General features: G+C 69.8%; 18 protein-coding genes and 1 pseudogene. 8 read left to right on the top strand and 11 right to left on the bottom strand.

Annotation, left to right across the window (positions count from 1 at the left end; all coding sequences use genetic code 11):
• Positions 1-18: 18 nt before the first annotated feature.
• Positions 19-1,407, bottom strand: a complete 1,389-nt coding sequence (locus tag I004_RS0114280) for a family 2B encapsulin nanocompartment shell protein (RefSeq protein ID WP_028436058.1) — start codon at positions 1,405-1,407, stop codon at positions 19-21.
• Positions 1,408-1,512: 105 nt separating this feature from the next.
• Positions 1,513-2,928: a family 2B encapsulin nanocompartment shell protein gene (locus I004_RS0114275; protein ID WP_028436057.1), complete on the bottom strand. Its 1,416-nt coding sequence runs from the start codon at positions 2,926-2,928 to the stop codon at positions 1,513-1,515.
• Between the two features lie 402 nt (positions 2,929-3,330).
• Between I004_RS0114275 and I004_RS0114270 the strand changes: the two genes are divergently transcribed.
• Positions 3,331-3,933: an Rv1733c family protein gene (locus I004_RS0114270; RefSeq protein WP_028436056.1), complete on the top strand. Its 603-nt coding sequence runs from the start codon at positions 3,331-3,333 to the stop codon at positions 3,931-3,933.
• A gap of 270 nt (positions 3,934-4,203) precedes the next feature.
• Positions 4,204-6,684: a right-handed parallel beta-helix repeat-containing protein gene (locus tag I004_RS0114265; protein ID WP_028436055.1), complete on the top strand. Its 2,481-nt coding sequence runs from the start codon at positions 4,204-4,206 to the stop codon at positions 6,682-6,684.
• Positions 6,685-7,157: 473 nt separating this feature from the next.
• On the opposite strand, the pseudogene I004_RS33930 reads toward I004_RS0114265, so the two are convergent.
• A pseudogene (locus I004_RS33930) lies at positions 7,158-9,449 on the bottom strand (hypothetical protein); the annotation flags it as partial.
• Between the two features lie 287 nt (positions 9,450-9,736).
• Here I004_RS33930 and I004_RS0114255 point away from each other — a divergent pair.
• Both I004_RS0114255 and I004_RS33925 read left to right on the top strand, forming a co-directional pair.
• Positions 9,737-10,600, top strand: a complete 864-nt coding sequence (locus tag I004_RS0114255; RefSeq protein WP_028436054.1) for a DeoR/GlpR family DNA-binding transcription regulator — start codon at positions 9,737-9,739, stop codon at positions 10,598-10,600.
• Between the two features lie 116 nt (positions 10,601-10,716).
• Positions 10,717-11,508, top strand: coding sequence for an arylamine N-acetyltransferase family protein (locus I004_RS33925; RefSeq protein WP_037976128.1), 792 nt, complete (start codon positions 10,717-10,719; stop codon positions 11,506-11,508).
• A 33-nt stretch (positions 11,509-11,541) separates the two neighbouring features.
• Here I004_RS33925 and I004_RS0114245 read toward each other — a convergent pair whose 3' ends face one another.
• Positions 11,542-12,735 carry a PLP-dependent cysteine synthase family protein gene (locus tag I004_RS0114245; RefSeq protein WP_028436053.1) on the bottom strand — a complete coding sequence of 398 codons (1,194 nt, stop codon included), beginning with the start codon at positions 12,733-12,735 and terminating at the stop codon, positions 11,542-11,544.
• 106 nt (positions 12,736-12,841) lie between these two features.
• Between I004_RS0114245 and I004_RS0114240 the strand changes: the two genes are divergently transcribed.
• Both I004_RS0114240 and I004_RS33920 read left to right on the top strand, forming a co-directional pair.
• A complete protein-coding gene (locus I004_RS0114240; protein WP_028436052.1) occupies positions 12,842-13,153 on the top strand; it encodes a hypothetical protein in 312 nt (103 codons plus the stop codon).
• A 251-nt stretch (positions 13,154-13,404) separates the two neighbouring features.
• Positions 13,405-13,986: an ATP-binding protein gene (locus tag I004_RS33920; RefSeq protein ID WP_486579990.1), complete on the top strand. Its 582-nt coding sequence runs from the start codon at positions 13,405-13,407 to the stop codon at positions 13,984-13,986.
• Between the two features lie 41 nt (positions 13,987-14,027).
• On the opposite strand, the gene I004_RS0114230 is transcribed toward I004_RS33920, so the two are convergent.
• From I004_RS0114230 to I004_RS0114215, 4 genes are all read right to left on the bottom strand, one after another.
• Positions 14,028-15,464: a GH1 family beta-glucosidase gene (locus I004_RS0114230; protein WP_028436051.1), complete on the bottom strand. Its 1,437-nt coding sequence runs from the start codon at positions 15,462-15,464 to the stop codon at positions 14,028-14,030.
• Positions 15,465-15,559: 95 nt separating this feature from the next.
• On the bottom strand, positions 15,560-16,480 hold the full coding sequence (locus tag I004_RS0114225) for a carbohydrate ABC transporter permease (RefSeq protein WP_028436050.1): 921 nt from the start codon (positions 16,478-16,480) through the stop codon (positions 15,560-15,562).
• A complete protein-coding gene (locus I004_RS33915) occupies positions 16,467-17,492 on the bottom strand; it encodes a carbohydrate ABC transporter permease (RefSeq protein ID WP_051345018.1) in 1,026 nt (341 codons plus the stop codon). The genes I004_RS0114225 and I004_RS33915 overlap by 14 nt, the downstream gene beginning before the upstream one ends.
• A gap of 92 nt (positions 17,493-17,584) precedes the next feature.
• A complete protein-coding gene (locus I004_RS0114215) occupies positions 17,585-18,892 on the bottom strand; it encodes an extracellular solute-binding protein (RefSeq protein ID WP_028436049.1) in 1,308 nt (435 codons plus the stop codon).
• 297 nt (positions 18,893-19,189) lie between these two features.
• Here I004_RS0114215 and I004_RS0114210 point away from each other — a divergent pair, with 297 nt between their 5' ends.
• Positions 19,190-20,203 carry a LacI family DNA-binding transcriptional regulator gene (locus I004_RS0114210; RefSeq protein WP_028436048.1) on the top strand — a complete coding sequence of 338 codons (1,014 nt, stop codon included), beginning with the start codon at positions 19,190-19,192 and terminating at the stop codon, positions 20,201-20,203.
• 704 nt (positions 20,204-20,907) lie between these two features.
• Here I004_RS0114210 and I004_RS0114200 read toward each other — a convergent pair.
• The 3 genes from I004_RS0114200 to I004_RS0114190 all read right to left on the bottom strand — a co-directional run bounded on the left by I004_RS0114200 (position 20,908) and on the right by I004_RS0114190 (position 23,180).
• A complete protein-coding gene (locus I004_RS0114200; RefSeq protein ID WP_028436047.1) occupies positions 20,908-21,291 on the bottom strand; it encodes a PPOX class F420-dependent oxidoreductase in 384 nt (127 codons plus the stop codon).
• 114 nt (positions 21,292-21,405) lie between these two features.
• Positions 21,406-21,942, bottom strand: a complete 537-nt coding sequence (locus I004_RS0114195) for a GNAT family N-acetyltransferase (protein ID WP_028436046.1) — start codon at positions 21,940-21,942, stop codon at positions 21,406-21,408.
• 5 nt (positions 21,943-21,947) lie between these two features.
• Entirely contained in the window at positions 21,948-23,180 is a 1,233-nt protein-coding gene (locus I004_RS0114190; protein ID WP_028436045.1) for an ROK family protein, read from the bottom strand.
• Between the two features lie 17 nt (positions 23,181-23,197).
• Between I004_RS0114190 and I004_RS0114185 the strand changes: the two genes are divergently transcribed.
• On the top strand, positions 23,198-24,463 hold the full coding sequence (locus I004_RS0114185) for an MFS transporter (RefSeq protein WP_028436044.1): 1,266 nt from the start codon (positions 23,198-23,200) through the stop codon (positions 24,461-24,463).
• Positions 24,464-24,489: the final 26 nt, after the last annotated feature.

The following is a 24,489-nucleotide window of genomic DNA, read 5'->3' as shown; positions in this document are numbered from 1 at the left end:
CCCCCTCGTCGGTGCTCGTCAGATCTCGACGTCCTCCAGCACTCCGAGTGCGTCGGGGACGAGCACCGCGGCCGAGAAGTAGGTGCTCACCAGGTACGAGATCAGGGCCTTGTCGTCGATGCCCATGAAGCGCACGTTCAGGCCGGGCTCGAACTCGTCGGGGATTCCCGTCTGGTGCAGGCCGACGACACCCTGATTCTCCTGGCCGGTACGCATCGCCAGCACGCTGGTCGTTCCCTCCCGGCTGACCGGGATCTTGTTGCAGGGCAACAGCGGAATGCCGCGCCAGGCCCGCACGGCGGCCCCGTCCAGTTCGGTCTGCTGGGGGTAGATGCCGCGGCTGCTGCACTCGCGGCCGATCGCGGCGATCGCCTTGGGATGTGCGAGCAGGAACTGGGTCTTGCGGCGGCGTGAGATGAGTTCGTCGAGGTCGTCGGGGGTGGGCGGGCCCGTGCGGGTGTGGATGCGCTGGGCCAGGGCGGCGTTGTGCAGCAGCCCGAAGTCGCGGTTGTTGACCATCTCGTGCTCCTGCCGCTCCCGCAGGGCCTCGATCGTCAGCCGCAACTGCTCCTCGACCTGGTTCATCGGGTGGTTGTACAGATCCGCGACCCTCGAATGCACCCGCAGCACCGTCTGCGCCACACTCAACTCGTACTCACGCGGCGAGACCTCGTAGTCCACGAAGGTCCCAGGCAGCGCAGGCTCCCCCACATGCCCCGATGCCAGCTGGATCTCGGCCTCCCCACGCTTGTTCTGCCGTGGGATGGCCCGGGAGAGGTACTCGTCGAGGTACGTGCGCAGCGCGCGCGAGCGGTCCGCCACTTCGCGGAACTCCTCCACGGGAAGCGCCAGTACGGTGCACTTCGTCAGCGCCGTGAGCGTCTGTTCCCATTCCCCCGGCTCCGGTGTGAGGGCCTGGTCGCCGCTGTGATCGCCGCCTGCGAGCACGCCCAGGGACACCTCCTCGCCGTACTTTCCGACGCCGGTGCGCTTCACCTTGCCGTGCGCGATGAGGAGAAGGCGGACCGGGTCGCCGGGTGAGACCACCGTCTCCCCGGCGGCGTACTCCCGCTGCTCGAACCGTTCGGCGAGTGCCCCCAGAGCGGCGTCGTCGGTCAGTCCGCGCAGCAGCGGGATCTCGCGGAGCTCGGCGGGAATCACGCCGATGTCGGCGCCGGTGACGACGAACTCCACGCGGCCGTCGCCCAAGGTGTGCGTCAGGCGCCTGTTGACCCGGAAGGTGCCGCCCGTGGTCTCCACCCACGGAAGGACTTTCAGCAGCCAGCGGGAGGAGATCCCCTGCATCTGCGGGGGAGTCTTGGTGGTGGTGGTCAGGTTGCGGGCGGCGGCGGTGGTGAGGCTGTGCCCGGGTGCGGAGTCGGGCGTCGTGTCGGGCTGGGTGGTCATCTACCGGGAGACCTTCCGTGCTGGGGCCTGAGCGTGAACTGGTTCCGGGAATCGGGCCGGAAATCCCGCTGGGTGCGCGCGGTTTGCTGTGCCCGCGCCGGCAGATCAGTGGCCGATTTCGACGTCCTCGAGGATTCCCAGGGCATCCGGCACCAGTACTGCCGCCGAATAGTAGGCACTCACCAAATAGGAGATGAGCGCCTTTTCGTCGATTCCCATGAAACGGACCGAGACTCCCGGCTGATATTCGTCGGGGATTCCCGTCTGATGAAGGCCGACGACGCCCTGGTTCTCCTGGCCGGTACGCATCACCATCACGCTGGTGGTGCCCTCAGGGCTGACCGGGATCTTGTTGCACGGAAGCACGGGCACGCCGCGCCACGCGGGCAGACGGTGCCCCTCCACGTCCGTGCTGTCGGGCTGGATGCCGCGGCTGCTGCACTCGCGGCCGAAGGCGGCGATCGCCTTGGGGTTCGCGAGGATCACGCTTGGCTCCTTCCACACCGTGGCGAGGAGTTCGTCGAGGTCGTCGGGGGTGGGCGGGCCCGTGCGGGTGTGGATGCGCTGCCCGAGGCCGGCGTTGTGCAGCAGCCCGAAGTCGCGGTTGTTGACCATCTCGTGCTCCTGCCGCTCCCGCAGGGCCTCGATCGTCAGCCGCAACTGCTCCTCGACCTGGTTCATCGGGTGGTTGTACAGATCCGCGACCCTCGAATGCACCCGCAGCACCGTCTGCGCCACACTCAACTCGTACTCACGCGGCGAGAGTTCGTAATCCACGAACGTCTCCGGCAACGCCTCCTCCCCCACATGCCCCGAAGCCAGCTCCACCGCGGATTCGCCGTCGGGCGTGCGCTGTCCGGGCACGGCGGTGGCCGCGGCAGTGGTCTGCGCGCGCAGGCTCTCCGACCGGCCGGCGATCTCCTCGAACGACTCCCGGGCGAGGGTCAGCACGGTGCCGCTGGTCAGCGAGGTGAGGGTGATGTCCCACTTCCCCGGCTCGCCGGTGAGGCGTTCGGATCCGATGTGGTCACCGTCGGCCAGCACGCCGAGGACGCTCTCGCCGCCGTACTTGCCCTCCGTCGTCTTGCGCAGCTTGCCGTGTGCGACGAGCACCAGTTGGTCGGCGGGGCGTCCGGCTTCGATGATCGTCTCGCCCGGCCCGAAGTCGCGCTGCTCGCAGCGGTTCGCGAGCGCTTCGAGCACCGCACGGTCCTCGTAGCCGTGCAGCAGCGGGAGTTCGGTCAGCTCCAGCGGGACGACACGTACGTCGGAGCCGGTCGAGGCGAACTCCACGCGGCCGTCGCCCAAGGTGTGCGTCAGGCGCCTGTTGACACGGAAGGCACCGCCGGGGACCTGCACCCAGGGGAGGACCTTCAAGAGCCACCGGGAGCTGATTCCCTGCATCTGCGGGGGCGTTTTGGTGGTCGTGGTGAGATTGCGTGCGGCCGCTGTCGCAAGACTCGACTGCGCCCGTTGCGCAGCATCCTCGCCACCGGAATTCGTCTCCACCGCAGTCGCCATATGGATACCGCCAATCTCCGTGTCCGCACCGGCAATTCCTCGTTGCGCAGACGAAGCTAATCCGACGCACTCATAACGGGCAATCGCTCAAAAGAGATGGCATTCCATGGAATGACGGACCAAGTGCGTGGGTATCGGGCTCGACTCAAGGGAGAAAACCAGCCACCGAGAGCCCCGCTGAGGCCCGGATGAGACGAAGATGACACCCGGTGCAGCCCCACATCACACCTCCCGGCCCCACGGATCCCGGGCGTTGCAGGTAGGCTCGGTGTTCCACGATGGGGTGGCTACGGGGCCGGAACCATGACCATGTTCCGGTGATTTGAGTCTCTTTGGCCTACTCCCACGCATGTACCTGTCTGCTTGAGGTACTCACGCACGTGGAGAAGGGGGTGAGAAATCATGCGCGCGATCGTCGGCCTGTGGCGCTGGCGCGACAACCCGTTGTGCCGTCGCAGCGACCGCCGCGAGGCTTGGCTGGCACTAGGTGCCATGATCCTTGCCGTCGTCGTCGCTCCGATCATCGGATGGCTCGGTGCTTCCGCGGCACACGGAGCACTGCTGAAGAACGCCGAGGAGCAGCGGCAGGGCCGTCACCAGGTATGGGCGATGGCCGAATCGGTCCAGGACCGTGCGCCGTTGGACTCCGATCCCGAGTCCTCGTCGCATCAGCCGGACCGCCGTCATGTGGTCGCCCACTGGGCCGGGCCCGACGGTGAGACACACAAGAGCACGGTCACCACGGAGCAGCGCGTCCAGCCCGGTGAGCGTTTCCGCATCTGGACGGACGCCGCGGGCACGGCCACGACCCGTCCCATGAGTTCGCAGACCGCGTCCTCGTACGCCGCTCTCGCCGGACTCGCAGCCGGTGCCGGAGCCGTGGGAGCCATGGAGGCCGGACGCCGGCTGACCATGCGGCAGTTGCTGCGCCGCCGGTACGACATGTGGGACGCGGAATGGTCCCGCATCGGTCCCGACTGGGGACGCACCGGCTCCAACAACTGAGCCACGGCCGGGCCGGGCGCCCCCGGCCGCAGGCCGTGCTCGTCCCTGCCGAGTCCCACCCGTAACCCGGGTCCCTCTGGTCCCGCGTTCCGAGTACCGGCGTGGTGGATCCGTGCCGTCCGAAGCCGCGAGCAGCGGACAGACGGTGCTCATCGTGCGCCCGAAGTGCGGACACGTGAATGCGCCGGTCCCCGCGCACGCTACGGTGGTGCCTCTCCGGTGCGCATATCAACGCGCCACAGGAACTTCGAGGTTGGGGCACAACTGTCCATGGCACAGGGCTCGGTGCAGGTGACGCACGCCGGTACGTCGCGGTGGCGGCGCCGCACGGGAGAGTACGGCTCTCTCGCGGCCGCCCTGGAGGCCGCCACCGACGGAGACGTGATCACTGTCGCCCCGGGAACCTACCGGGAGAACCTGGTGCTGGACCGCACCGTCACCCTGCGCGGCCCCGAGCGTGCCGCCTCCGGCTCGGTGCGTATCGCCCCCACCGAGGGCGTCGCCCTGACCGTACGGTCCTCTGCCGTCGTGCAGCACCTGCAGATCGAGGCGCAGGACGCGGCCTCCCCCGCACTGCTGGTCGAGGACGGTGCCGCGGAGCTGAACGGCCTGCGGGTGATGACGCGTTCGGCGTCCGGGATCGAGGTGCGTGGCGGCGCCCGCCCCACGGTGCGCCGCTGCACCGTCGACAACCCGGCGGGGACGGGCATCACCGTCACCGGCGGCGCGGGCGGCGTGTACGAGGAGTGCGAGGTCGTCTCGGCGGGCCAGTCCGGGGTGTCGGTGCGCGACGGCGCCCACCCGCGGCTGGAGCGCTGCAGCGTGCACCACGCGACGGGCGCCGGGCTGTCCCTGCACGGCGAGGGCAGCGCCGCCGAGGCCGTTGGCTGCGAGGTGTACGAGATCAAGGGCAGCGGCGTGCAGGTCGTCTCCCGCGCCACGGGGCATCTCACCGACTGCCGCGTCCACCGCACCTCGGCCGACGGCGTGACCCTGGACACCGACGCGGTCCTCACGCTCGCCGACTGCGACATCCACGACATCCCCGAGAACGCCCTTGACCTGCGCTCCCGTTCGGTGCTCACCCTTACCCGCTCCACCGTGCGCCGCTTCGGCCGCAACGGCCTGTCGGTGTGGGACCCGGGTACCCGCGCGGACGCCAACAGCTGCGAGATACATGAGAGTACGGGCGACTATCCGGCCGTGTGGATCAGTGACGGTGCCAGCGTCGTACTGGACTCCTGCCGCGTGCACACCGTGCCGGACGCCTTGTTCGTCCTCGACCGCGGCTCACGTGCCGACGTCATCGACAGCGACCTGAGCCAGGTCCGGGGAACCGCCGTCTCGGTGAGCGACGGCGCGACGGTGCAGCTCGACGACTGCCGCATCCGGGAGGCCGCGACCGGTGCGTGGTTCCGCGATCACGGAAGCGGGGGCACGCTCGCCAACTGCACGGTGGACGGGGTCGCGACGGGCTTCATCGTCACCAAGGGGGCCGACCCGGACATCGACCGGTGCACCGTCACGGCGCCGTCCGAGGCGGGTTTCTACGTCTCGGCCGAGGGCCGCGGCACCTTCCACGGCTGCCGGGTGAGCGGATCGCAGGGCTACGGCTTCCATGTCATCGACGGCTGCCGTGCGACGCTCCGGCGGTGCCGAACCGAGCGGTGTGCCCGCGGCGGCTTCGAGTTCGCGGAGAAGGGGCCCGTCGTCGAGGACTGCCGGAGCGACGACACCGCCGCCGTGGTGGCCCCTGGGGAGGGCGGCACATCAGCGTCCGCCACCTCGGCACAGGCTCCGGCCGCGCCCGGCGCGCCGGACGCAAACGTGATCCCACCGTCCCTGTTGCCGGCGAAGGCCGCGGTTCCGCAGCAGACCGCCAAGGCGCAGAAGGACTCCGCGGCGGGTGGGGAAGCAGAGCCTTCTTCCGACGTGCCGGCGCGCCCGGCCCAGGAGGTTCTCGGCGAACTGGACACGCTGGTGGGCCTGGAGAGCGTCAAGCGCGAGGTGCGGGCGCTCACCGACATGATCGAGGTGGGGCGCCGGCGTCAGGAGGCCGGGCTCAAGGCCGCGTCGGTGCGGCGGCATCTGGTCTTCACCGGCTCCCCCGGCACCGGCAAGACGACCGTCGCCCGGCTGTACGGGGAGATACTCCACGCCCTCGGTGTCCTCGACCGCGGTCATCTGGTGGAGGTCTCGCGCGTCGACCTCGTCGGCGAGCACATCGGCTCGACGGCGATCCGCACCCAGGAGGCGTTCGACCGTGCGCGGGGCGGTGTGCTCTTCATCGACGAGGCGTACGCGCTCTCACCGGAGGACGGCGGACGCGACTTCGGCCGCGAAGCCATCGACACCCTGGTGAAGCTGATGGAGGACCACCGCGAGGAAGTGGTGGTCATCGCCGCGGGATACACCGCCGAGATGAAGCGCTTCCTGGCCGTCAACCCCGGTGTGGCATCCCGCTTCTCACGCACCATCACCTTCGGGGACTACACGCCGGAAGAGCTGCTGCGGATCGTGGAGCAGCAGGCCGAGGAGCACGAGTACCACCTGGGCGAGGCGGCGACCGAGGCTCTGCTGAAGCACTTCACGGCGCTGCCCAAGGGGCCCTCCTTCGGCAACGGGCGCACGGCGCGGCAGACGTTCGAGTCGATGGTCGAGCGGCACGCGGGCCGGGTGGCGCAGCTGTCCGACCCGAGTACCGAGGACCTCACTCTCCTCTACGAGGACGACCTCCCCGAATCCGTCTGAGCGCCCGTGTCGTCCGCGTCGTCCTCCCCCGCGCCCTGACGCGGGAGATTCGCGGCGGCGCCGGCGTTGTCCTCCGGACCCGTCTCCCCTGCCGCCGCCGGGTTCTGGTCCATAAGGCGGCGTTCGGTGTTCGCCCGCTTCAGTTCCGACACCGCTCGGATCACCGCGGCGACTCCCGTGCAGATGGCCAGTACTGCGCCGCCCGAAGAGGCCACCACCTGAGCCAGGTCCGGCACGTCGAGCACAGCAAGTCGCAGGTTGTCGACGGCGACGACCGTGCACAAGCCGGCGACCGTGAAGGCAAACGCCGCATACATGAGCAGCCACGTGCTCCTGAACGGTGGCCGGGGTCGGCCGTCACCGGTCTTCGCGCGGGCCGCGGCAAGCTGAAATCCTTCACCCGCGGGCGGACTGCCGGACCGGTCCCGGTCACGCTGACCGGGTAGGGGCTCAGCGCCGAACGCGGGGCCAGCACCCGAATCCCGTCCGAGTGCGCCATGCGCCGGTTCGTGCCGTCGCATGCTCAGCAGCAGGAGATCCCTCTCCTCGTCGAAGACGGGGTCCGCCTGGTATTCGCCGTGGCCCAGGATCGGGGCGGGCAGGGGGTGCTGGAGGGTGCGGCCGTATTCGAGGGGGTCGAGCAGTGGACCGCGGTCGACGGCGGCGCCGCCGTCGATGCGGACGGGGCCGCCGATGGGGTCGGTCAGGCGCCACAGGTTCCGCCATCGGTCGACCTGCTGGTGCAGGTCGTGGAGCTGACGCGGACCGAAGTAGGCCGGGAACCAGCGTCCGTAGAGCCTTTCCAGCGGCGAGCCGTAGGTGAGAAGGGCGACCTGCCGCCGGGTGACGCGGTCGAGGTGCCAGACCGCTGCCGCGGCCAGCACGCTGCCCTGCGAGTGCCCGGAGATCACCAGCCGCCCGCCGGTCTGCTCCGTCCAAGTGGCCATCCGCCAGGCCAGGTCGGGCACGGCGCGTTCCGCGTAGCAGGGCGGCGCGAAGGGGTGCGCGGCCCGCGGCCAGAACGTGCCGACGTCCCACAGGATGCCGATGGTGCGCCGCGCGGAGGGGTCCCGGTACGCACGGCGGGCCCAGGTGATGAAGAGGACGAAGACGAGGCCGATCAGCCACGAGCCCAGCACCTGGACGGTGTCGGCGAACCCGTCGACGACGGCGGGCAGTCCGTCGGCGGCCCGTCCCGGTACCTCGCCGCTGAGCCAGGTGCCGAGCACGCCGGCGGCGCCGAGCAGCAGCGTTATGGCCGCGGTGGTGCCCACCAGCCATGGAGTGGCGTCGGTGAGTGCCGCGCGGGCGATGACGGAGGCGATACGGCGTGAACGGGAGGCGTCGGGCAGGGATTCGGGGTAGCCGCGTTCCACGTCGTCGGTCATCTCCCGGCTGCGGCGGGAGACTTGGTGGAGGAACCACAGCCCGAGCAGGAGCACCACGCCGAGCATCACGGGGATGGCCGAGGACTGCCACGTCAGCAGCACCGGCGGCCCCTCGATCAGTCCGTTGCCCATGCCGGGGGTGCCGGAGCCGTCCAGCCAGTCCCCGACCCGCTGCGTGACTCCGCCGGACATCACACCTCCGAGCGCGCACGCGAGCATCGCGACCGAGGCGGAGCCCAGACCCTTCAGTGCGGTGCGCTCCGCGGGACGACGGCGGTGGAGCACGATGCCGAGCACGCCCATCGCCGCCACCAGGACGCCCTGCGCGACGGCGAGCACGCCGAAGGTCTCGTCGCCCGGCAGTTCCCCGCCGTGCGAGACCCACTCCGGCCGGGACCACGCGGCGTGCACGGCCGCCAGCAGCAGCACCCCGGCGCTGATGCCGGGCAGCGCCCGCACCGTGATCTTGTCGACGGCGTCGTCGGGTTCGCTCTCCTTGCGGCCGCGGCGGCAGACCACGTACAGCACCCACACCGCACACGCGACGACGAGGACCTCGGTCAGCCAGCCCACCGAGTCGAGTGCGGTGCTGCCGCCGGGCTTACGGTCGTATCGGGTGGTCGCGGCGGCCACGGCGGCAGCGACGGTGAGGAACCCGGCGGCGGTGTGCGCCGCTCGCAACCGTGCCACGAGCCGCTTGCCGTACCAGAAGCCCGGCAGGCACAGTGCGGGCCGGTGCCGGGCCTCCACGTCGTACTCGTCGACGGGGCGGCGCAGCGGGGGCTGCGATTCGTACGCGGCCCATGTGCGGTGCGAGAGCCACCACAGCAGCAGCGTCACTGCAGCGGGCACCACGGCGGCCAGTGCGAGCCGGCGGCCCGGCTGGCTCCACCAGCCGCCTCCGCCGGACGGTCCCTGCGCCATGAATCCCAGCCAGGAACGCTCGTCGGCGCACCCGATGGAGCCCGCGCACTGCCAGGCGACGAGGTCCAGGGCGACCTCGCAGGCGGCCGCGACCAGCAGCACGGTGAGGCTGAGGGCGACCAGACGCACCAGTACGCCGTGCACGCGCGCCAGCGCGAGGCGGGGACCGTAGTCGGCGGGGCGCATCCAGTGCGCGAGGTTGGCGACCATGAACGGCAGCAGGATGAGCCACAGGGCACGGGCACCGTTGCCCGAGGTCAGGTTCGACCAGGAATACGCCTCCGGAACCGGCTTGTCCGCATAGTCCTGCGGCCGGGCCTCGGCGTCGACGTCGTCGGCGCGCCGGTAGACGGCCGCGGTGGTGTCGCCGGTGATCCTTTCGATGCGCGGATCGCCGAGCATCTCCTGGGGCGTCGTGCCGCCCACCCCGTGCACGAGCAGCTCCAGATTCAGACCTGGCGGAGGCTCAACTCCCGACTCTCCCGGTGTGGTTGGTGCGAAAGCCGCACCGGACTCCTCGTACCCGTCGCCGTACTCGGCCGTCTGCAAGTCTCAGCTCCCCCGGCGGTGTTGCCTGCTCCTGATCTCCCTCCAGGATCCTTCCCGTGGCCGGGCGGCACAGGCCGTCCACACACAAGCCACGCGAAATCGTGACGTGGGCTTCCTCCCGGAGCAGATGGGAGGATGTCCGCGCGGGGGGACGCGGCGGCGCGCGAAGGGACGACGGCACGGTGAACACGATGGGCGACAACCAGAACCTGCTCGCGGAGCAGCGGCGTGCGCTCATCCTGGAGGAGTTGCGCGAACGCGGCGGCGTCCGGGTGAACGAGCTGACGCGGAGGCTGATGGTCTCCGACATGACGATCCGCCGCGATCTGGACGTGCTGGCCCGCCGCGGCACCCTGGAGAAGGTCCACGGCGGCGCGGTGCCCCTCGCCGACGCGAGCACGCACGAGCCGGGCTTCGAGGCGAAGTCGTCGTTGGAGCAGTCGGCGAAGGAGAACATCGCCTGTGCCGCGGCGGTGCTGGCGAAGCCCGGCAGCGCGATCGCGCTCTCCGGCGGCACGACGACGTACGCGCTGGCGCAGCAGCTCACCGAGGTGCCGGACCTGACGGTCGTCACCAACTCGGTGCGTGTCGCTGACGTCTTCCATGCCGCGCAGCACCGCACGTCCGGCGGGGCACGGGCGGGCACGGGTGCGGCGACGGTCGTCCTCACCGGCGGTGTGCGTACGCCCTCCGACTCGCTGGTCGGCCCGGTCGCCGACACGGCGATCCGCACGCTCCATTTCGACGTGCTCTTCCTCGGTGTGCACGGCATATCCCCCGAGGCCGGACTGTCGACCCCGAACCTGGCTGAGGCCGAGACGAACAGGCACCTCGTCGGCTCCGCGCGGCGGGTGGTCGTGGTCGCCGACCACACCAAGTGGGGGACGGTCGGGCTGAGTTCGTTCGCGTCGCTGGAGGAGGTCGACACCCTCGTCACCGACGGCGGCCTGCCGCACGAGACCCGGGAGCGTATCCGCGAGCACATCCGGGAGCTGGTCGTCGCCGGCGGGAGCGGATTCGGCCCGGCGAGCGAACAGGCGGTTTCCGACGGCTGACGGGGGCTCCTCCCGGGCCGGAAGGAGCTCCGCCCGCGGCACCCTCGGCCCGTCCGCCGCGGGACGTACGTCCCTGGCCTGATGCAATCGGCCGACCGCACTGGCATAACAGAGCCATGGACGACCTGCGCATCAGCTCCGCACGTGCCGACGACTACCTCGCCCGCATCGGTTCACAGCGCCCGGCGCAGGCCGACGCGGAGGCACTGCGGGATCTGCACCGCAGGCACCTTCTCACCGTCCCGTTCGAGAACCTGAGCGTGCACCTGGGCGAGGACATCGCGCTGGAAGTGGAGGCGCTGACCGGCAAGGTGGCCGTGGACCGCCGCGGCGGCTTCTGCTACGAACTCAACGGCGCCTTCGCCGCGCTGCTGACCGCCCTGGGCTACCCGGTGACCCTGCTGGCGGCGCGTGTCTTCGGCGAGGACGGGCCCGGTCCGCTCTTCGACCACCTGGCGCTGCGCGTGGAGACGCCTCAACCGTGGCTCGTGGACGTCGGTTTCGGGCGGCACAGCGAATATCCGCTGCGTCTGGACCTGAGCGGCGAACAGGAAGATCCCGGTGGTGTCTTCCGCATCTCTGAGACCCCACAGGGTGATCTGGACGTTCACCGGGACGGCGTCGCGGAGTACCGGCTCGAACAACGCCCGCGCACGCTTGCCGACTTCGAGCTGGGCTGCTGGTGGAACCGCACGTCCCCGAAGTCCCACTTCACGAGGTCTCTCGTGTGCTCCCTGCTCACGGAGAAGGGCCGGATCACCTTGAGCGGCCGCACCCTGACGGTCACCGAAGGCGGGAGCCGGCACGAGGAGGAACTTCCCGAGGACGCGGTGCTCGCCGCCTACCGCGAGCACTTCGGCATCGTCCTGGACCGCGCTCCGGCGCTGAAGGCCGACACGGACCTCTGAGCGCCGCCGGACCCCGGTCCTCCAGCTCCCCCGTCAGCCGGTCCAGTCGCCCGTGGCCAGGAAGGTCTCGATGGTCCGGGCGGGCGGCTCGATGTCGAGGCCCTGCGCGGTGAGCCAGTCGTCGGAGTAGTACTTGTCGAGGTACCGGTCCCCCGGGTCGCAGATCATCGTGACCACACTGCCCGTGCGTTCCTGGCCTGCCATCTCCGAGACGATCTTGAGCGCGCTCCACAGCCCGGTCCCCGTGGAGCCGCCCGCGCGCAGGCCCGTGGCACGCTCCAGCGCGCGGACCGCCGCGACGGCGGCGGCGTCGGGAACCTTCATCATGCGATCGATGGCGGAGGGCAGGAAGCTGGGCTCCATGCGGGGACGGCCGATGCCCTCGATACGCGAACTGCCCTCGATGGACGCCTCGTCGTCACCGCGGAGCCAGCCGTCGAAGAAGCAGGAGTTCTCCGGATCGGGTACGCACACGCGGGTGTCGTACTGCATGTAGCGCACGTAGCGGGCGATGGTCGCCGAGGTGCCGCCGGTGCCGGCGGTCGCCACGATCCAGGCCGGTTCCGGGAAGCGTTCGAGCTTCATCTGCTCGTAGACGGATTCGGCGATGTTGTTGTTGCCGCGCCAGTCGGTTGCCCGCTCGGCGTAGGTGAACTGGTCCATGTAGTGGCCGCCCGAATCCGCCGCGAGTGCTGCCGAGACCTCGTACACCGAGCGGGGGTCGTCCACGAGGTGGCACCGTCCGCCGTGGAACTCGATGAGCCTGGTCTTCTCGCGGCTGGTCGTGCGAGGCATCACCGCGATGAACGGGACCCCGATCAGCTTTGCGAAGTACGCCTCGCTCACCGCGGTCGAACCGGACGAGGCCTCGAAGACGGGCCGCCCGGGGCGGATCCACCCGTTGCACAGCCCGTAGAGGAACAGGGACCGGGCGAGCCGGTGCTTGAGGCTTCCGGTGGGGTGCGTGGACTCGTCCTTGAGGTACAGGTCGATGCCCCAGCTCACGGGCAGCGGGAACGACAGCAGATGGGTGTCGGCGCTGCGGTTGCTGTCGGCCTGGACCTTGCGGACGGCGTCCTTGAGCCACGCACGGTACTCGAGGTCGCTGCGGTCCACGTCGAGCGTGACCGCACCGGACTCCTGGGAACGCGGGTGGTTGATGGGGGGCTGTGCGGGCCCCGGGCCGGAGGACGGGGCTGGTTCGGTGGTGCTCACGCAGCCGATCATAGAAGGGCCCTCTGGTGGAGCCCGCAGCTTGCGTGCACACTTCACACAGGGTATGGGGCGGCCGGCCCGGGGGCTCCCGGGCCGCGAGGACTGGCGGGAGGCGATCGTGGCGGAGCCGGAGTACGACGCGGGCGGGGTCCGGATACGGCGGATGCTTCGCTCACTCACACGCGCGGGTCATGTCCTGGTACGCGACGGGCAGTTGGTGCTGATGACCAGCTACGGGAGCGAGATCGACAGCGCTCCGGTCGACAAGGTCCGCATCAGCGGCTACGGCATGCCGGACAGCGCGCTGGCGACCATCAGCGGCACACGCTATGTGCTGCAGTTCGGCCTGGGCCGCCGTGCCGGCCTGCTGAACGCGGTGCGCACGGCGCGCGCCAAGGTCGCCGCGGAGCGGGGGATCCTCGGGACCTGAAGCCGCATACGACGGCGAGGGCCGCGTGGGGCGTGTACACCCGGGGAATCTCCCGGCATGCAGGTCTCCGGGAAGCCGGGACGCACCGTCGGAGTACGTGTGTAGGCGGGACGTTCCGGGGTGCCCGCGGGCGGGCCCGCTCGCGTTGCGGGAGACGGGTCAGCGCCTCATCCTTATCGTGTGTCTTTCATCACAAATCTCTCGTATGTCACTGTGCGCTCCCTGACCAGTGCGTCCGTGGAGCCGTTGCTGTGACCGCCCGCGCCACCGGGAGGCCACGCACCCACTGCGCGGTGGAGTTCCAGGCACTGCCCTCACGGATCGGGCAAGTGCGCCGGATCGTGACCGCGCAGCTGCGCTACTGGCGTCTGGAACCGCTCATCGACGCGGCCGCGCTCGGAGTGACCGAGCTGCTCACCAACGTCCTCCGCCATACCGGGTCCGACAAACACTGCACCGTCGAGATCGTCTTCCGCAGGGATCACTTGACGGTGTCCGTGCGGGACCACGATCCCCGCCTGCCGCGGGTGCGCACGGCCGAGCCGTCCGCGACCAACGGCAGGGGTCTCGCTCTCATCGCCGCCGTGAGCGCCAGCTGGGGCATGCGTGCGCAGAACGACGGTTCGGGCAAGGTCGTGTGGTTCACGCTGCCGGTCACCCTCGGAGCACCGTCCCAGCGGGCAACGGCCCACGCCGGCGCCGTGCCCGACGAGGCCGCTCTGCCCGCGCTCGCCGGTGCGGCGGGCGCGGGCGGTGAGGCGGGGAACGGGAGGGCCGGGCCGGGGCCCGCGGGCCCGACGTCCTCGGGTACCGGCACACCTGCCCATCCCTGAGCGGCGTCCGGCACCCGGCCGGGGCTCCGCACCCGAGTTGATCAGGGGCTGTGCAAAATGCCGGTGCGGGCGATCTCGGAGTACCAGCGGGCGCTGGCCTTGGGGATGCGGGTGCCGGTCGGGTACTCCACGTAGACGGTGCCGAAGCGCTTGCTGTAGCCGTAGGCCCATTCGAAGTTGTCCAGCAGGGACCACAGGAAGTAGCCGCGCACGTCTGCGCCATCGGCGATGGCCTTGTGGACGGCGGCCAGGTGGTCGCGCACGTAGGCGATCCGGGCGGGGTCCTCGACGCGGCCCGAGGGGTCGGCGTAGTCGTCGAAGGCCGCACCGTTCTCGGTGATGACCAACGGCACCTCCGGGAAGTCGACCGACAGCCGGCAGAGCAGTGCGTGCAGGCCGGTCGGGTCGATGGCCCAGCCCATGGCGGTGGTGTCGCCGGGCGGCTGGTGGAAGGCGACATTGTCGGCACCCGGCCACGGACTGTGGGCGCTGTCGCCGTGTCCGTCCGAGGTGTGTGTGCTGTTGCCGTCGGCCTCGGAGACGACGGTGGGTGTGTAGTAGTTGACACCCAGGAAGTCCAACGGCTGCTGGATCTGCCGGAGGTCGCCGTCACGCACGAAGGACCAGTCGGTCAGGGCACCGGTGTCCTTCACCAGGTCCACCGGATAGGCACCTTCCAGCATCGGACCGGTGAAGACCCGGTTGGCCAGCGCGTCGATCCTGCGGACCGCGTCGGCGTCGGCGTCGCTGCCGGTGAGTGGTCGCACGTGGTGGATGTTGAGCGTGACCGAGCACTGGGCGTCGGCAGGAAGGCGGCCGCGCAGTGCCTGGATGGCCAGGCCGTGGCCCAGGTTGAGGTGGTGGGCGGCACGCAGGGCGGCGACCGGATCGGTGCGGCCGGGTGCGTGCACACCGGACCCATAGCCGAGGAAGGCGCTGCACCACGGCTCGTTCAGAGTGATCCAGGTCTTCACCCGGTCCCCCAAGGCGTCTGCGGCAAGAGCGGTGTACTCGGCGAACCGTTCGGCCGTGGCACGCTCCGGCCAGCCGCCGGCGGCCTCGAGTTCCTGCGGAAGGTCCCAGTGGTAGAGGGTGGCGACGGGCTGGATGCCCCTGTCCAGCAGCTCATCGACGAGACGACGGTAGAAGTCCAGGCCCTTCTGGACGGCGGGGCCGCGGCCGGTGGGCTGGATCCGGGGCCAGGAAAGGGAGAAGCGGTAGGCGCCCAGGCCCAGTTCGGACATGAGGGCGACGTCCTCGCGCCAGCGGTGGTAGTGGTCGGTGGCGATGTCACCGGTGTCGCCGTTGCGGATCCGGCCGGGTGTGCGGGCATAAGTGTCCCAGATGGACGGCGTACGGCCGTTCTCGGTGGCGGCTCCCTCGACCTGGTAGGAAGCCGTCGCGGAGCCCCAGATGAAGCCCTCGGGAAAGACGCGTGCGGTGTCCGGGGTGGATTCGGGCTGCTGTGCGGTGACCACGTGGGTCCTCTCGAAGACGGGGTCGTTCACGGGCTCGCGAACGACACAGGTACAGGAAGAGCCGGCGGGGCCTCGAGCCGGGCCGGTGCTTGGGGTCAGCCCTTGACGGCGCCGGCCATGATGCCGCTGACAATCTGGCGGCCGAAGACGATGAACATCGCCAGCAGCGGGAGCGTGCCGAGCAGCGCACCCGCCATGATGAGTGACTGATCGCGGACGTAGCCGGCACTGAGCTGGGTGAGGGCGACGGGGACGGTGGGGTTGGTCATGTCGAGGACCACGAAGGGCCAGAAGAAGTCGTTCCAGGCGTGCACGAACGTGATCATGAACAGGACCGCCATCGCGGGCCGCGCCACCGGAAGCACGATGCTCCAGAAGACGCGCAGCGAGTGCGCTCCGTCGACGCGCCCGGCCTCGACCAGCTCGTCCGGCAACGCCTCCGAGAGGTACTGCCGCATGAAGAACACCCCGACCGCGCTCACCAGCGTGGGGAAGATGACGGCGGGCAGCTGCTGTGCCAGCCCGAGTTCGGACATCATCATGAACAGCGGTACGACGCCGAGTTGGGGCGGCACCATCATGGTGCCGATCACCAGCATCAGAAGGATGTTGCGCCCCTTGAACCGCAGCTTGGCGAAGGCGAAGCCCGCGAGGGTCGCGAACATCACCGTGGACAGCGCGACCACCTCGGCCACGATCAGGCTGTTGATCATGGCCTTGCCCATGGCCGCCTCGTCCCAGGCGCGGGCGAGATTGCCGAACAGGTTGGGGCCGGGCAGGAACGGCGGCGGAGTCTGACTGACACGGGTGTTGTCCGTGGACGCCGCCACCATCGTCCAGTACAGCGGGAAGATCGACAGAATCGCCATGATGACGAGAAGGACGTAGGCGAGCGGGCCGGCGTGGTGCTGGCGGCCGGCGCGCTGCCGCAGCAGCCGGCTGCTGCCGCGGCCTGGCGAACCGGAGGGGGTCCGAATCGGGGTGGCCGGCCGCACCGGGAGGCTATCGGTGGTCATGGCGACTCCAGTTCAGGACGTCCCGTTTGCGCAGGCGCGTGAACAGCCGCTGCATGACGAAGACGAGGATGAGAATGAGGCACATCGCCCAGGCGACCGTTGCCGCGCGGCCCATCTGGTAGTTCTTCCAGCCCTCCTCGTACAGCAGCAGGCCGAGTGTCTGGTACTGGTTGTCCGCTCCGCCGGTGACGCCGTTCGGTCCCTGGCCGAAGATGAGTGGCTCACCGAAGAGTTGGGTGGCGCCGATCGTGGAGAGCACGATGGTGAAGACGATCGTGGAGCGGATCCCGGGAGCGGTCACGTGGATGAACTGCTTCCACCGCGACGCCCCATCGATGGAGGCGGCCTCGTACCGCTCGGCGGGGATGGCCTGCATGGCGGCCAGGTACAGCAGCGCGTTGTAGCCGGTCCAGCGCCAGATCACGATCGTCGAAATGGCAGCCTGCGCGGGCCACTTGCCGGTCTCCCAGTTCAGCGGGTCGATACCGACAAAGCCGAGCGCCCAGTTGATCATGCCGAAATCCCGCTCGAAGATCATGGTGAACACGAGTGCCGCGGCGGCCACCGACGTGGCGTAAGGGACCAGCGAGGCGACGCGGAAGAACAGCGACGCGCGCATGCGGTAGTTGAGCAGATGGGCCAAGCAGAGCGCCATCAGCAGCTGCGGCACCGTGGAGATGATGCCGATGGTGACGGTGTTCGACAGTGCGTTCCAGAAGCGTTCGTCGCTCCAGAGATCGACGTAGTTGTCGAACGCCACCCACTGCATGACGTCGAGGGTGGCGAGTTCCACCCTGTGCAGGGAGATCCACACCGTATAGATGAGCGGGTAAAAACTGAACGCGGCGAAGACGACGAAGAACGGCGCGACGAACGCGTATGGCGCGCCCTTGAGGTCCGCCCGGTGAACCAGTGCGCCGCGCCGGCGCCGACCGGTGCCGTCGCCGCCCGTCTTGGGAGACGGTCCCGGAGGCTCCTCGCCGGCCAGGGCCTTGGTGATAGACGTGGCCACCGGACTTCCTTCCTGAGAGCTGATGGGTGAGGCCGAGTCCGGGCCCGTCGGCGGAACGCCGACGGGCCCAGGCCGCTGCAGGAGACATCGGGTCAGCCGACGGCCTTCTCGATGCGCTCCGAGGTCGTCTTCCACGCCTTGTCAGGCGAGGTGCCCTGCTCGACAAGTGCCAGACCCTGGGTGAAGGTGTCCTTGATCGTGCCGTCCTTGCGTCCCAGGACCTGCTCGTCCGGGATCTCCTGGGCGGCGTCACCGAAGATCTGGCCGATCGGCGCGTTGTTGAAGTACTCCGACTTCGTGTTCTTCACATCGTCGCGGTCCAGCGCTTCCCGCGAGGACGGGATGGGGCCGATCTCCTTGAAGATGTGGGCCTGTTGCTCCGCCGCGGTCAGCCACGCCACGAGCTTCTGGGCTTCCGCCTTCACCGGGCTCTTTTCGATCACACCGAGGAAAGATCCGCCCCAGTTGGCACCCATGGGTGCCTTGGCGACGTCCCACTTGCCCTTGTTCTTCTCACCGGCCTTCTCGCTGATGTGGCTGAGCATCCAGGCCGGGCACACCGCAGTCGCGAACGTGCCGTTGGCCAGCCCCGGGTCCCAGCCCGGCTGGAACTGGCGGAGCTTGGCGGTCAGGTTGTCCTCTCCGACATCGGAGGCAAGGTTCCAGGCTTCCTTGACAACCGGGTTCCTGTCGTAGATCAGGTCGCCCTTTTTGTCGTAGTACTGCCGGGAGTGGCCGTAGACCATCGCATTGAACAGTCCGCTGGCCGCGTCCATGTAGGCGACGTCGCCGCCCTTGTAGTCCTTCTTGAAGGTGCGGCCGACCTCGACGTACTTCTTCCAGTCACCCGCCCACAGCTCACCCACCGCTTCTCGGTCGGTCGGCAGGCCGGCCTTCTCGAAGTAATCCTTGCGATAGCAGATGGCCATCGGGCCGATGTCGGTGCCCAGGCCCAGCACCTTGCCGTTCGCGGTGGTGATCTGAGATTCCTTCCATGGCAGGAAGTGCTTGATGCCCGCCGTGCCGGCGAAGTCCGCGAACTTGTCCGACTGGGTATCGACGATCTCCTTGGCCCTGCCGACCTCGATGCCCTGGATGTCCTTCAGGCCGTCCCCGGCGGCAAGCCTGGTCTGCAGCGCCGTGTAGTAAGTCTGCTCGTCGCCGGCGATCTCGGCCTTGATGTCGACGTCGGGGTGCTCCTTCTCGTACTTCTCGAGAAGGCCCGTCTCCTTGATGCCCATCACACCGAAGAGGCCCATGGTGATGGTGACCTTGCCGTCCTTCTTGCTGCCTCCCGTGACCGAGTGGTCACCGCTGCCGCAACCTATGACGAGTGTCAGCGCGCCGACGGCCGCGACTGTCGCCACCGCCGTCCTGCGCAATGAACCGAGAGTGCCCATGGGTCTCCTCCTAGCGACGGACGCTGACACATCGGAGTCACGAGTTCTGCCTGCGATGACTGCAGCGACCCTGAAAGGGATGGGAACGTACCCACTGGAGTGGGCACGTTCCCACCGATGCGTGAAGACTCATGGAAGGGCAATCACCTGTCAATGAGTTGAAAGCAACTTTCCGGCTTCTTCGGACATCCTGCGTTCGTTTTCCTACGTGAACGAGGGCTCATCGACAGGAGCGTCTGCCAGTATCGTCCCTGGTCACGTTCGCGGCTGCTGCCGCGGAGGCAGGGAGGGGAGTACATGACCGAGAATCGCCGCCCAACGATCAAGACGGTCGCGGCGCGGGCAGGTGTGGGCCGGACCACGGTGTCACGTGTGGTCAATGGCTCGGATCTGGTCAGTGCCGACGTGCGATCCAGGGTTCTGGCGGCGATCAAGGAACTGAACTACGTTCCCAACTCGGTCGCCCGCGGCTTGGTGACCAGCCGCACCAACGCAGTCGCCCTGGTGATCCCGGAATCGGAGAGCCGACTCGGTTCGGAACCGTTCTTCGCCGCGCTGATCCGCGGTGTCAGCGGCGCCCTCGCGGAGAGCCGGACCCAGCTCCAGCTGATGCTGGTCCGTGACCGGGCAGAGCGCGACCAGCTGATCGAATCGGTGACAGGGCGCCGCGTGGACGGGATCCTCCTCGTCTCCGTGCATGCCGACGACGGGCTGCCGGGCATGCTGGAGGAGATCGGGCTTCCCACCGTGCTGGCCGGCCGACGTGACGCGGATGAGCAACTGAGTTACGTGGACTCCGACAACGCGGGAGGCTCCGCCGCGGCAGTCCGTTACCTGCTGCACCGCGGCAGGAGAAGGATCGCCACGATCACCGGGCCGCTGGACATGGACGTCGGTCGCAGTCGACTCGCCGGCTGGCGCGTCGCCCATGAGGAGGCGGGGGTGCCCGCGGACGAACTCCTCGTCGAGCTGGGTGATTTCACGGAGGAGAGCGGCAGCAGTGCTATGCGTTTGCTTCTTGAACGTGCTCCGGATCTGGACGCCGTCTTCGCCGCTTCCGACCTCATGGCAGCCGGCGCCCTGGAGGAACTGCGTCGGCATCAACGCCAGGTTCCCGGTGATGTCGCCGTCGTCGGATTCGAGGATTCCGTCCTGGCCCGCCACACCAACCCGCCCCTGACGACAGTGCGTCAGCCGGTGGAGGAACTGGGCCGGACAATGGCCCGCTTCCTCACCGACGCCACTCTGCACGGAGTGCAACGGCAGCAGGTCACCCTGCCGACGGAGCTCGTGGTGCGCGAGTCGGCCTGATACTGCAATGCCCTTGCTCTGACATGCAGTTCAGGGGCCGTGCCCGCGGAGCCTGAAGTGGCTGACTTGGACCTGGCACTTGGCCTCGTCGGCATCAGTTCGGACGGACCGGTCCGGCACCAGGTCCTGGTCGTCCATCACCGGCACGTGGCGACGCGGCCCGCCCCGGGACACCCAGACCGCCGTTGCTCCCGTACCAGGCGGCAGGAAACCCTTCACAACCCCACCGAGCGCCTCCACCTGCTACTTGGGACGTGACGCTCCGAGCGCTCGTCCGATGGCCCCCTGGGACTCCGAGCACCTGTCTTCTCTGCCCCACCGGGCTCCGGTTCTTCACGCCGAAGCCCGGTACGGCGCACGGGCATCGGCTGAGCTGCTCACGGTTCAGGACCGGAGCGGAACCGGTGTGGGGGAACCAGCGCCGGTGAAGCGTCGAGGCGCTTCGGCCCGGTCGCCGGCAAACCGGATACCAAGATCAAGTACTGGCGGGCTTGGTGCTTGCCCCGGCCCTGCTCCTTGCTGTCCCCTCCCCTGGTCGCGAAGCGTTTGCGCTCTCTGTTCCTTCGCTACCGAGAGTCGCTGTGGCAGGGGGTCCGCGTCGTCGTACGGCCAGCCGCCCCTCCCCAACCTCCCGGGGAGTGCCGGCGGCCCGTGCGGCTGCTCCCGGCGGGTGCGGGGCGCCGCCGGGCGACGGCTGTGCGGCGTCAGAGCGTGACGGCGATCCCGACGTGGGGGCGCTTGCCGAGCCTGAGCAGCGCTCCGCCGGAGTCGGTGACACGGAACTGCCAGCCGTACTTGCGGGTCATCGCCCTGCGCACCCGGTCCAGGCCGCCCTCCTCCGTCATCAGCCTCGCGGTGCCCTCGGCGGGCTCTGCGCCCTCGGTCGTACGGCCGCGGGCGTCGCACGGGGTGACGGTGACGCGGGCGCCGTTGCGCACCCGCTTGACCTTGCCGCTGTCGTCGCGGGTCCACACGAGGAGTTCACCGCCGTCCTCGACGGCCCAGACCGGGGTGGCGACGGGTGTCCCGTCGCGCTTGAAGGTGGTGAGGCTGACGTAGCGGCTCGCGGCGATGCTGGATGACGTCACGTGCTGAGGCTACGGCCCCCGGCGCGGGTGCGCGCCGCGGGCCACGAACTGACGACGTCCTGGCACGGACGGCGGACGTCTCCCCCACCGGTGCCTGCCCGCCCCGAACAGCCGTCAGACCGCGCCCAGTTCGCGTCGCATGCACACGCGGGGCCAGTGGTCGAGCCCAGCCCGCGCCTCCTCCGCCCGGATGCTGTGCAGCCCCGGTGTCAGTTCGTACCCGGCCAGCACGCGGAAGCCGCAACGCTCGTAGTAGGGGGCGTTCCACGGCACATCGGCGAAGGTGCACAGGGTCAGGGCGGGCACCCCGGCGGCCTCCGCCTTGCGGGCCACGTGGTCGATCAGCGCCCGTCCTATGCGGCGGTGCGCACTGCGGGGATGGACCGACACCTGCTCGATGTGGACGTTGCCGTCGACGAGTTCGGTCATCACGTAGGCCACCGGCTCGTCCTCGGGAGCCGCCCCGTCCTGACTGTCGTCCACCGCGACCCACAGCCCGCCGGAGTGCGCGTAGCGGCGCAGCGCGGGGAGCGGCGGCGGGACGTCGTCGGCGACCCGGTCCATGCCGAGTTCACGGAAGAGGCCTCCTGCTGCCGTCTCGATCTGCTGAAGACGCCTCAGATCCCTTTCGGCGGCGGCTCTGATCTGCACCGTCGTCATCCTGTCAGTGCCCCCAGCGGGTCGTCGAGAACGGGCTGCCACGCCAGTTCGGCGGCGCCCACGAGGCTGTTGTGCTCCAGTGAGCTGGGCAGCACCGGCACGCTTCCGCTTCTGCCCCACAGACTGCGGTCGGCGATCACCGCGCGCAGGCGTTCGCCGTCGGTCTCCAGAAGTGTGCGGTGCAGACCGCCGAGGATGATCCGGTCCGGATTCAGGATGTTGACGAGTCCGGCGAGGCCCAGCCCCAGCCGGTCGATGAGCGTCTCGACCGCCGTCCGCACGGCGGGGTCATTGTCGTACTCGGTGTTGATCATCTGCTGGGAGCGCTCCAGGAGGGAGACCTCGGGGCCGGGTTCGCGCCCGGCTGCCTCCACGAAGGCAAGCGGGTCCGTCTCGACGTCCAGGCAGCCGCGGCTGCCGCAGTGGCAGGGGCGCCCGTCGGGGTCGACGGTCAGATGCCCGACCTCCAGTGCGAGGCCCGAACTCCCCGTGTGCAGGCGCCCGTCCAGAACGAGCGCGCCGCCGACGCCTCGGTGCCCCGTGCCCACGACGAGCAGATGCTGCGCCCCGCGGCCGGCGCCGTGCCGGTGTTCGGCGAGGGCGGCGAGGTTGATGTCGTTGGCGGCGAAGCCGGTCGCGGTGGCGTCGCCGGGAGGACCACCGATGCGCGCCTCCTCCAGCGCGCGGGTGAAGATCTCCCGTACCGGGGCGCCGACTTCCCAGGCGAGGTGCAGCGGGTTGATCGCCGTCCCCTCCGGTTCGGCGACGGCGGAGGGAACGGCCAGGCCCGCTCCGACGCAGCGGCGCCCGGTGCTCTCCAGGAGGCGGGCGCCCGCGTCGACGACCTCGCCGAGGATCTGCGCCGGGTCCGCCGCCACCGTCCCGCAGCCCGGTGCCGTGGCGACGATCCGGCCCCCGAGTCCGACGAGCGCGGCCCGGAATCCGTCGGCGTGCACCTGTGCGGCCAGCACGACGGGGCCCTCGGGGTCGACCGCGAGCCGGTGCGAGGGGCGTCCCTGTGTCCCGGAGGCCGCACCCGGCCGGGAGTCGACCGTGATCAGGCCGAGTGACTCCAGCTCGGCGGCGACGGCTCCCGCGGTGGCCCGTGTCACGCCGAGTTCGGCGGTGAGCGCGGCACGCGTGGGCGCCCTGCCGGTGTGGACGATTTCCAGTGCCGGACCGAGAGCGCCTCGGCCTCGCTCCAATTTGCTTGTACGCGTCGGGGTCACACCTCTATTCTCGCTTTGTGCCGACACTGAACAAAATACGGTCGGCGCTTGCCGGAGCAACGCGGCCCGGCGGTCACGGCGACGCCGCCCCCCCGCGCCCCGGCCTGCGCCGTCTCCGCATCGCGATCACGGTCTTCTTCGCGCTCGACGGCTTCGTCTTCGCCGGCTGGGTGGTACGCATCCCCGCCGTCAAGGCACAGACGGGCGCCTCCCCCGGCGCGCTCGGGCTGGCGCTCCTGGGAGTCTCCGCGGGCGGCGTGATCACGATGATGCTCACCGGACGACTGTGCCACCGCTTCGGCAACCACGCCGTCACCGTCGTGTCGGGAGCGCTGTTCTCGCTCAGTGCCGCACTGCCGCCGCTGACCCACTCCGCCCTGTCCCTCGGTCTCGTCCTGCTCGTGTTCGGTGCAGCCTACGGCGGTCTGAACGTTGCGATGAACGCCGCGGCCGTCGATCTGATCGCCGCACTGGGACGCCCCGTCATGCCCGGATTCCACGCCGCGTTCAGTCTCGGGGGAATGGCCGGTGCGGGCGTGGGCGGGCTGGTGGCGGGTCAGCTGACACCGACCCGTCACCTGCTGATCCTCGCCGCCGTCGGGCTGCTGGTCACGGCCCTGGCCGGGCGGGTACTGCTCGCGCACCGCGCTCCCTTCGCCGCCGAGGGGGCGCCGACGTCCACCGGCCCGAAGGACGCGGACGGCAAGGACTCCCGCCGGATGACCGGCCGTACGCGGCGGCTCGTCGTCGTCCTCGGGCTGATCGCGCTGTGCACCGCCTACGGGGAAGGCGCGCTCGCCGACTGGAGCGCCCTGCACCTCACGGAGGACCTGGACGCCGGTCCGGGCACGGCCGCCGCCGGCTACTCGGTCTTCGCGCTCGCCATGACCGCGGGCCGCCTCACCGGGACGTGGATGCTCGAACGCCTCGGCCGGACCCGCCTGTTGACGGCGGGCGGGATCACCGCCGGCGCCGGCATGCTGCTGGGGGCGCTGGCGCCGGAGGTCTGGCTCGTCCTCACCGGCTTCGTGATCACCGGGCTGGGACTGGCCAACCTCTTCCCCGTGGCGGTCGCCCGGGCGGGAGCTCTCGCGGGACCGGGCGGTGTTGCCGCGGCATCCACCCTCGGCTACGGCGGGATGCTGATCGGTCCCGTCGCCATCGGGTTCCTGGCCGAGTGGTTCTCGCTGACAGCAGCCCTCACCACCGTCGCGGCGCTCGCAGTGGTCGCCGCAGTCGTGGCCCGGTGCGCGGACACCACGCCGGATGCCGGAGGGGAATGACACGAGAGGCGTCTGCCCCTCCGGCG

This window comes from Streptomyces sp. TAA486, from assembly GCF_000426165.1.
Note: the sequence above shows the minus strand (reverse complement) of the source record. Positions and strands in the feature narration are given on the sequence as shown.

Bases quoted from the DNA above. Each gene is read 5' to 3' on its own strand.
- I004_RS0114280 (WP_028436058.1), bottom strand. From the start codon at position 1,407: ATGACCACCCAGCCCGACACGACGCCCGACTCCGCACCCGGGCACAGC.
- I004_RS0114275 (WP_028436057.1), bottom strand. From the start codon at position 2,928: ATGGCGACTGCGGTGGAGACGAATTCCGGTGGCGAGGATGCTGCGCAA.
- I004_RS0114270 (WP_028436056.1), top strand. From the start codon at position 3,331: ATGCGCGCGATCGTCGGCCTGTGGCGCTGGCGCGACAACCCGTTGTGC.
- I004_RS0114265 (WP_028436055.1), top strand. From the start codon at position 4,204: ATGGCACAGGGCTCGGTGCAGGTGACGCACGCCGGTACGTCGCGGTGG.
- I004_RS0114255 (WP_028436054.1), top strand. From the start codon at position 9,737: ATGGGCGACAACCAGAACCTGCTCGCGGAGCAGCGGCGTGCGCTCATC.
- I004_RS33925 (WP_037976128.1), top strand. From the start codon at position 10,717: ATGGACGACCTGCGCATCAGCTCCGCACGTGCCGACGACTACCTCGCC.
- I004_RS0114245 (WP_028436053.1), bottom strand. From the start codon at position 12,735: ATGATCGGCTGCGTGAGCACCACCGAACCAGCCCCGTCCTCCGGCCCG.
- I004_RS0114225 (WP_028436050.1), bottom strand. From the start codon at position 16,480: ATGACCACCGATAGCCTCCCGGTGCGGCCGGCCACCCCGATTCGGACC.
- I004_RS0114215 (WP_028436049.1), bottom strand. From the start codon at position 18,892: ATGGGCACTCTCGGTTCATTGCGCAGGACGGCGGTGGCGACAGTCGCG.
- I004_RS0114210 (WP_028436048.1), top strand. From the start codon at position 19,190: ATGACCGAGAATCGCCGCCCAACGATCAAGACGGTCGCGGCGCGGGCA.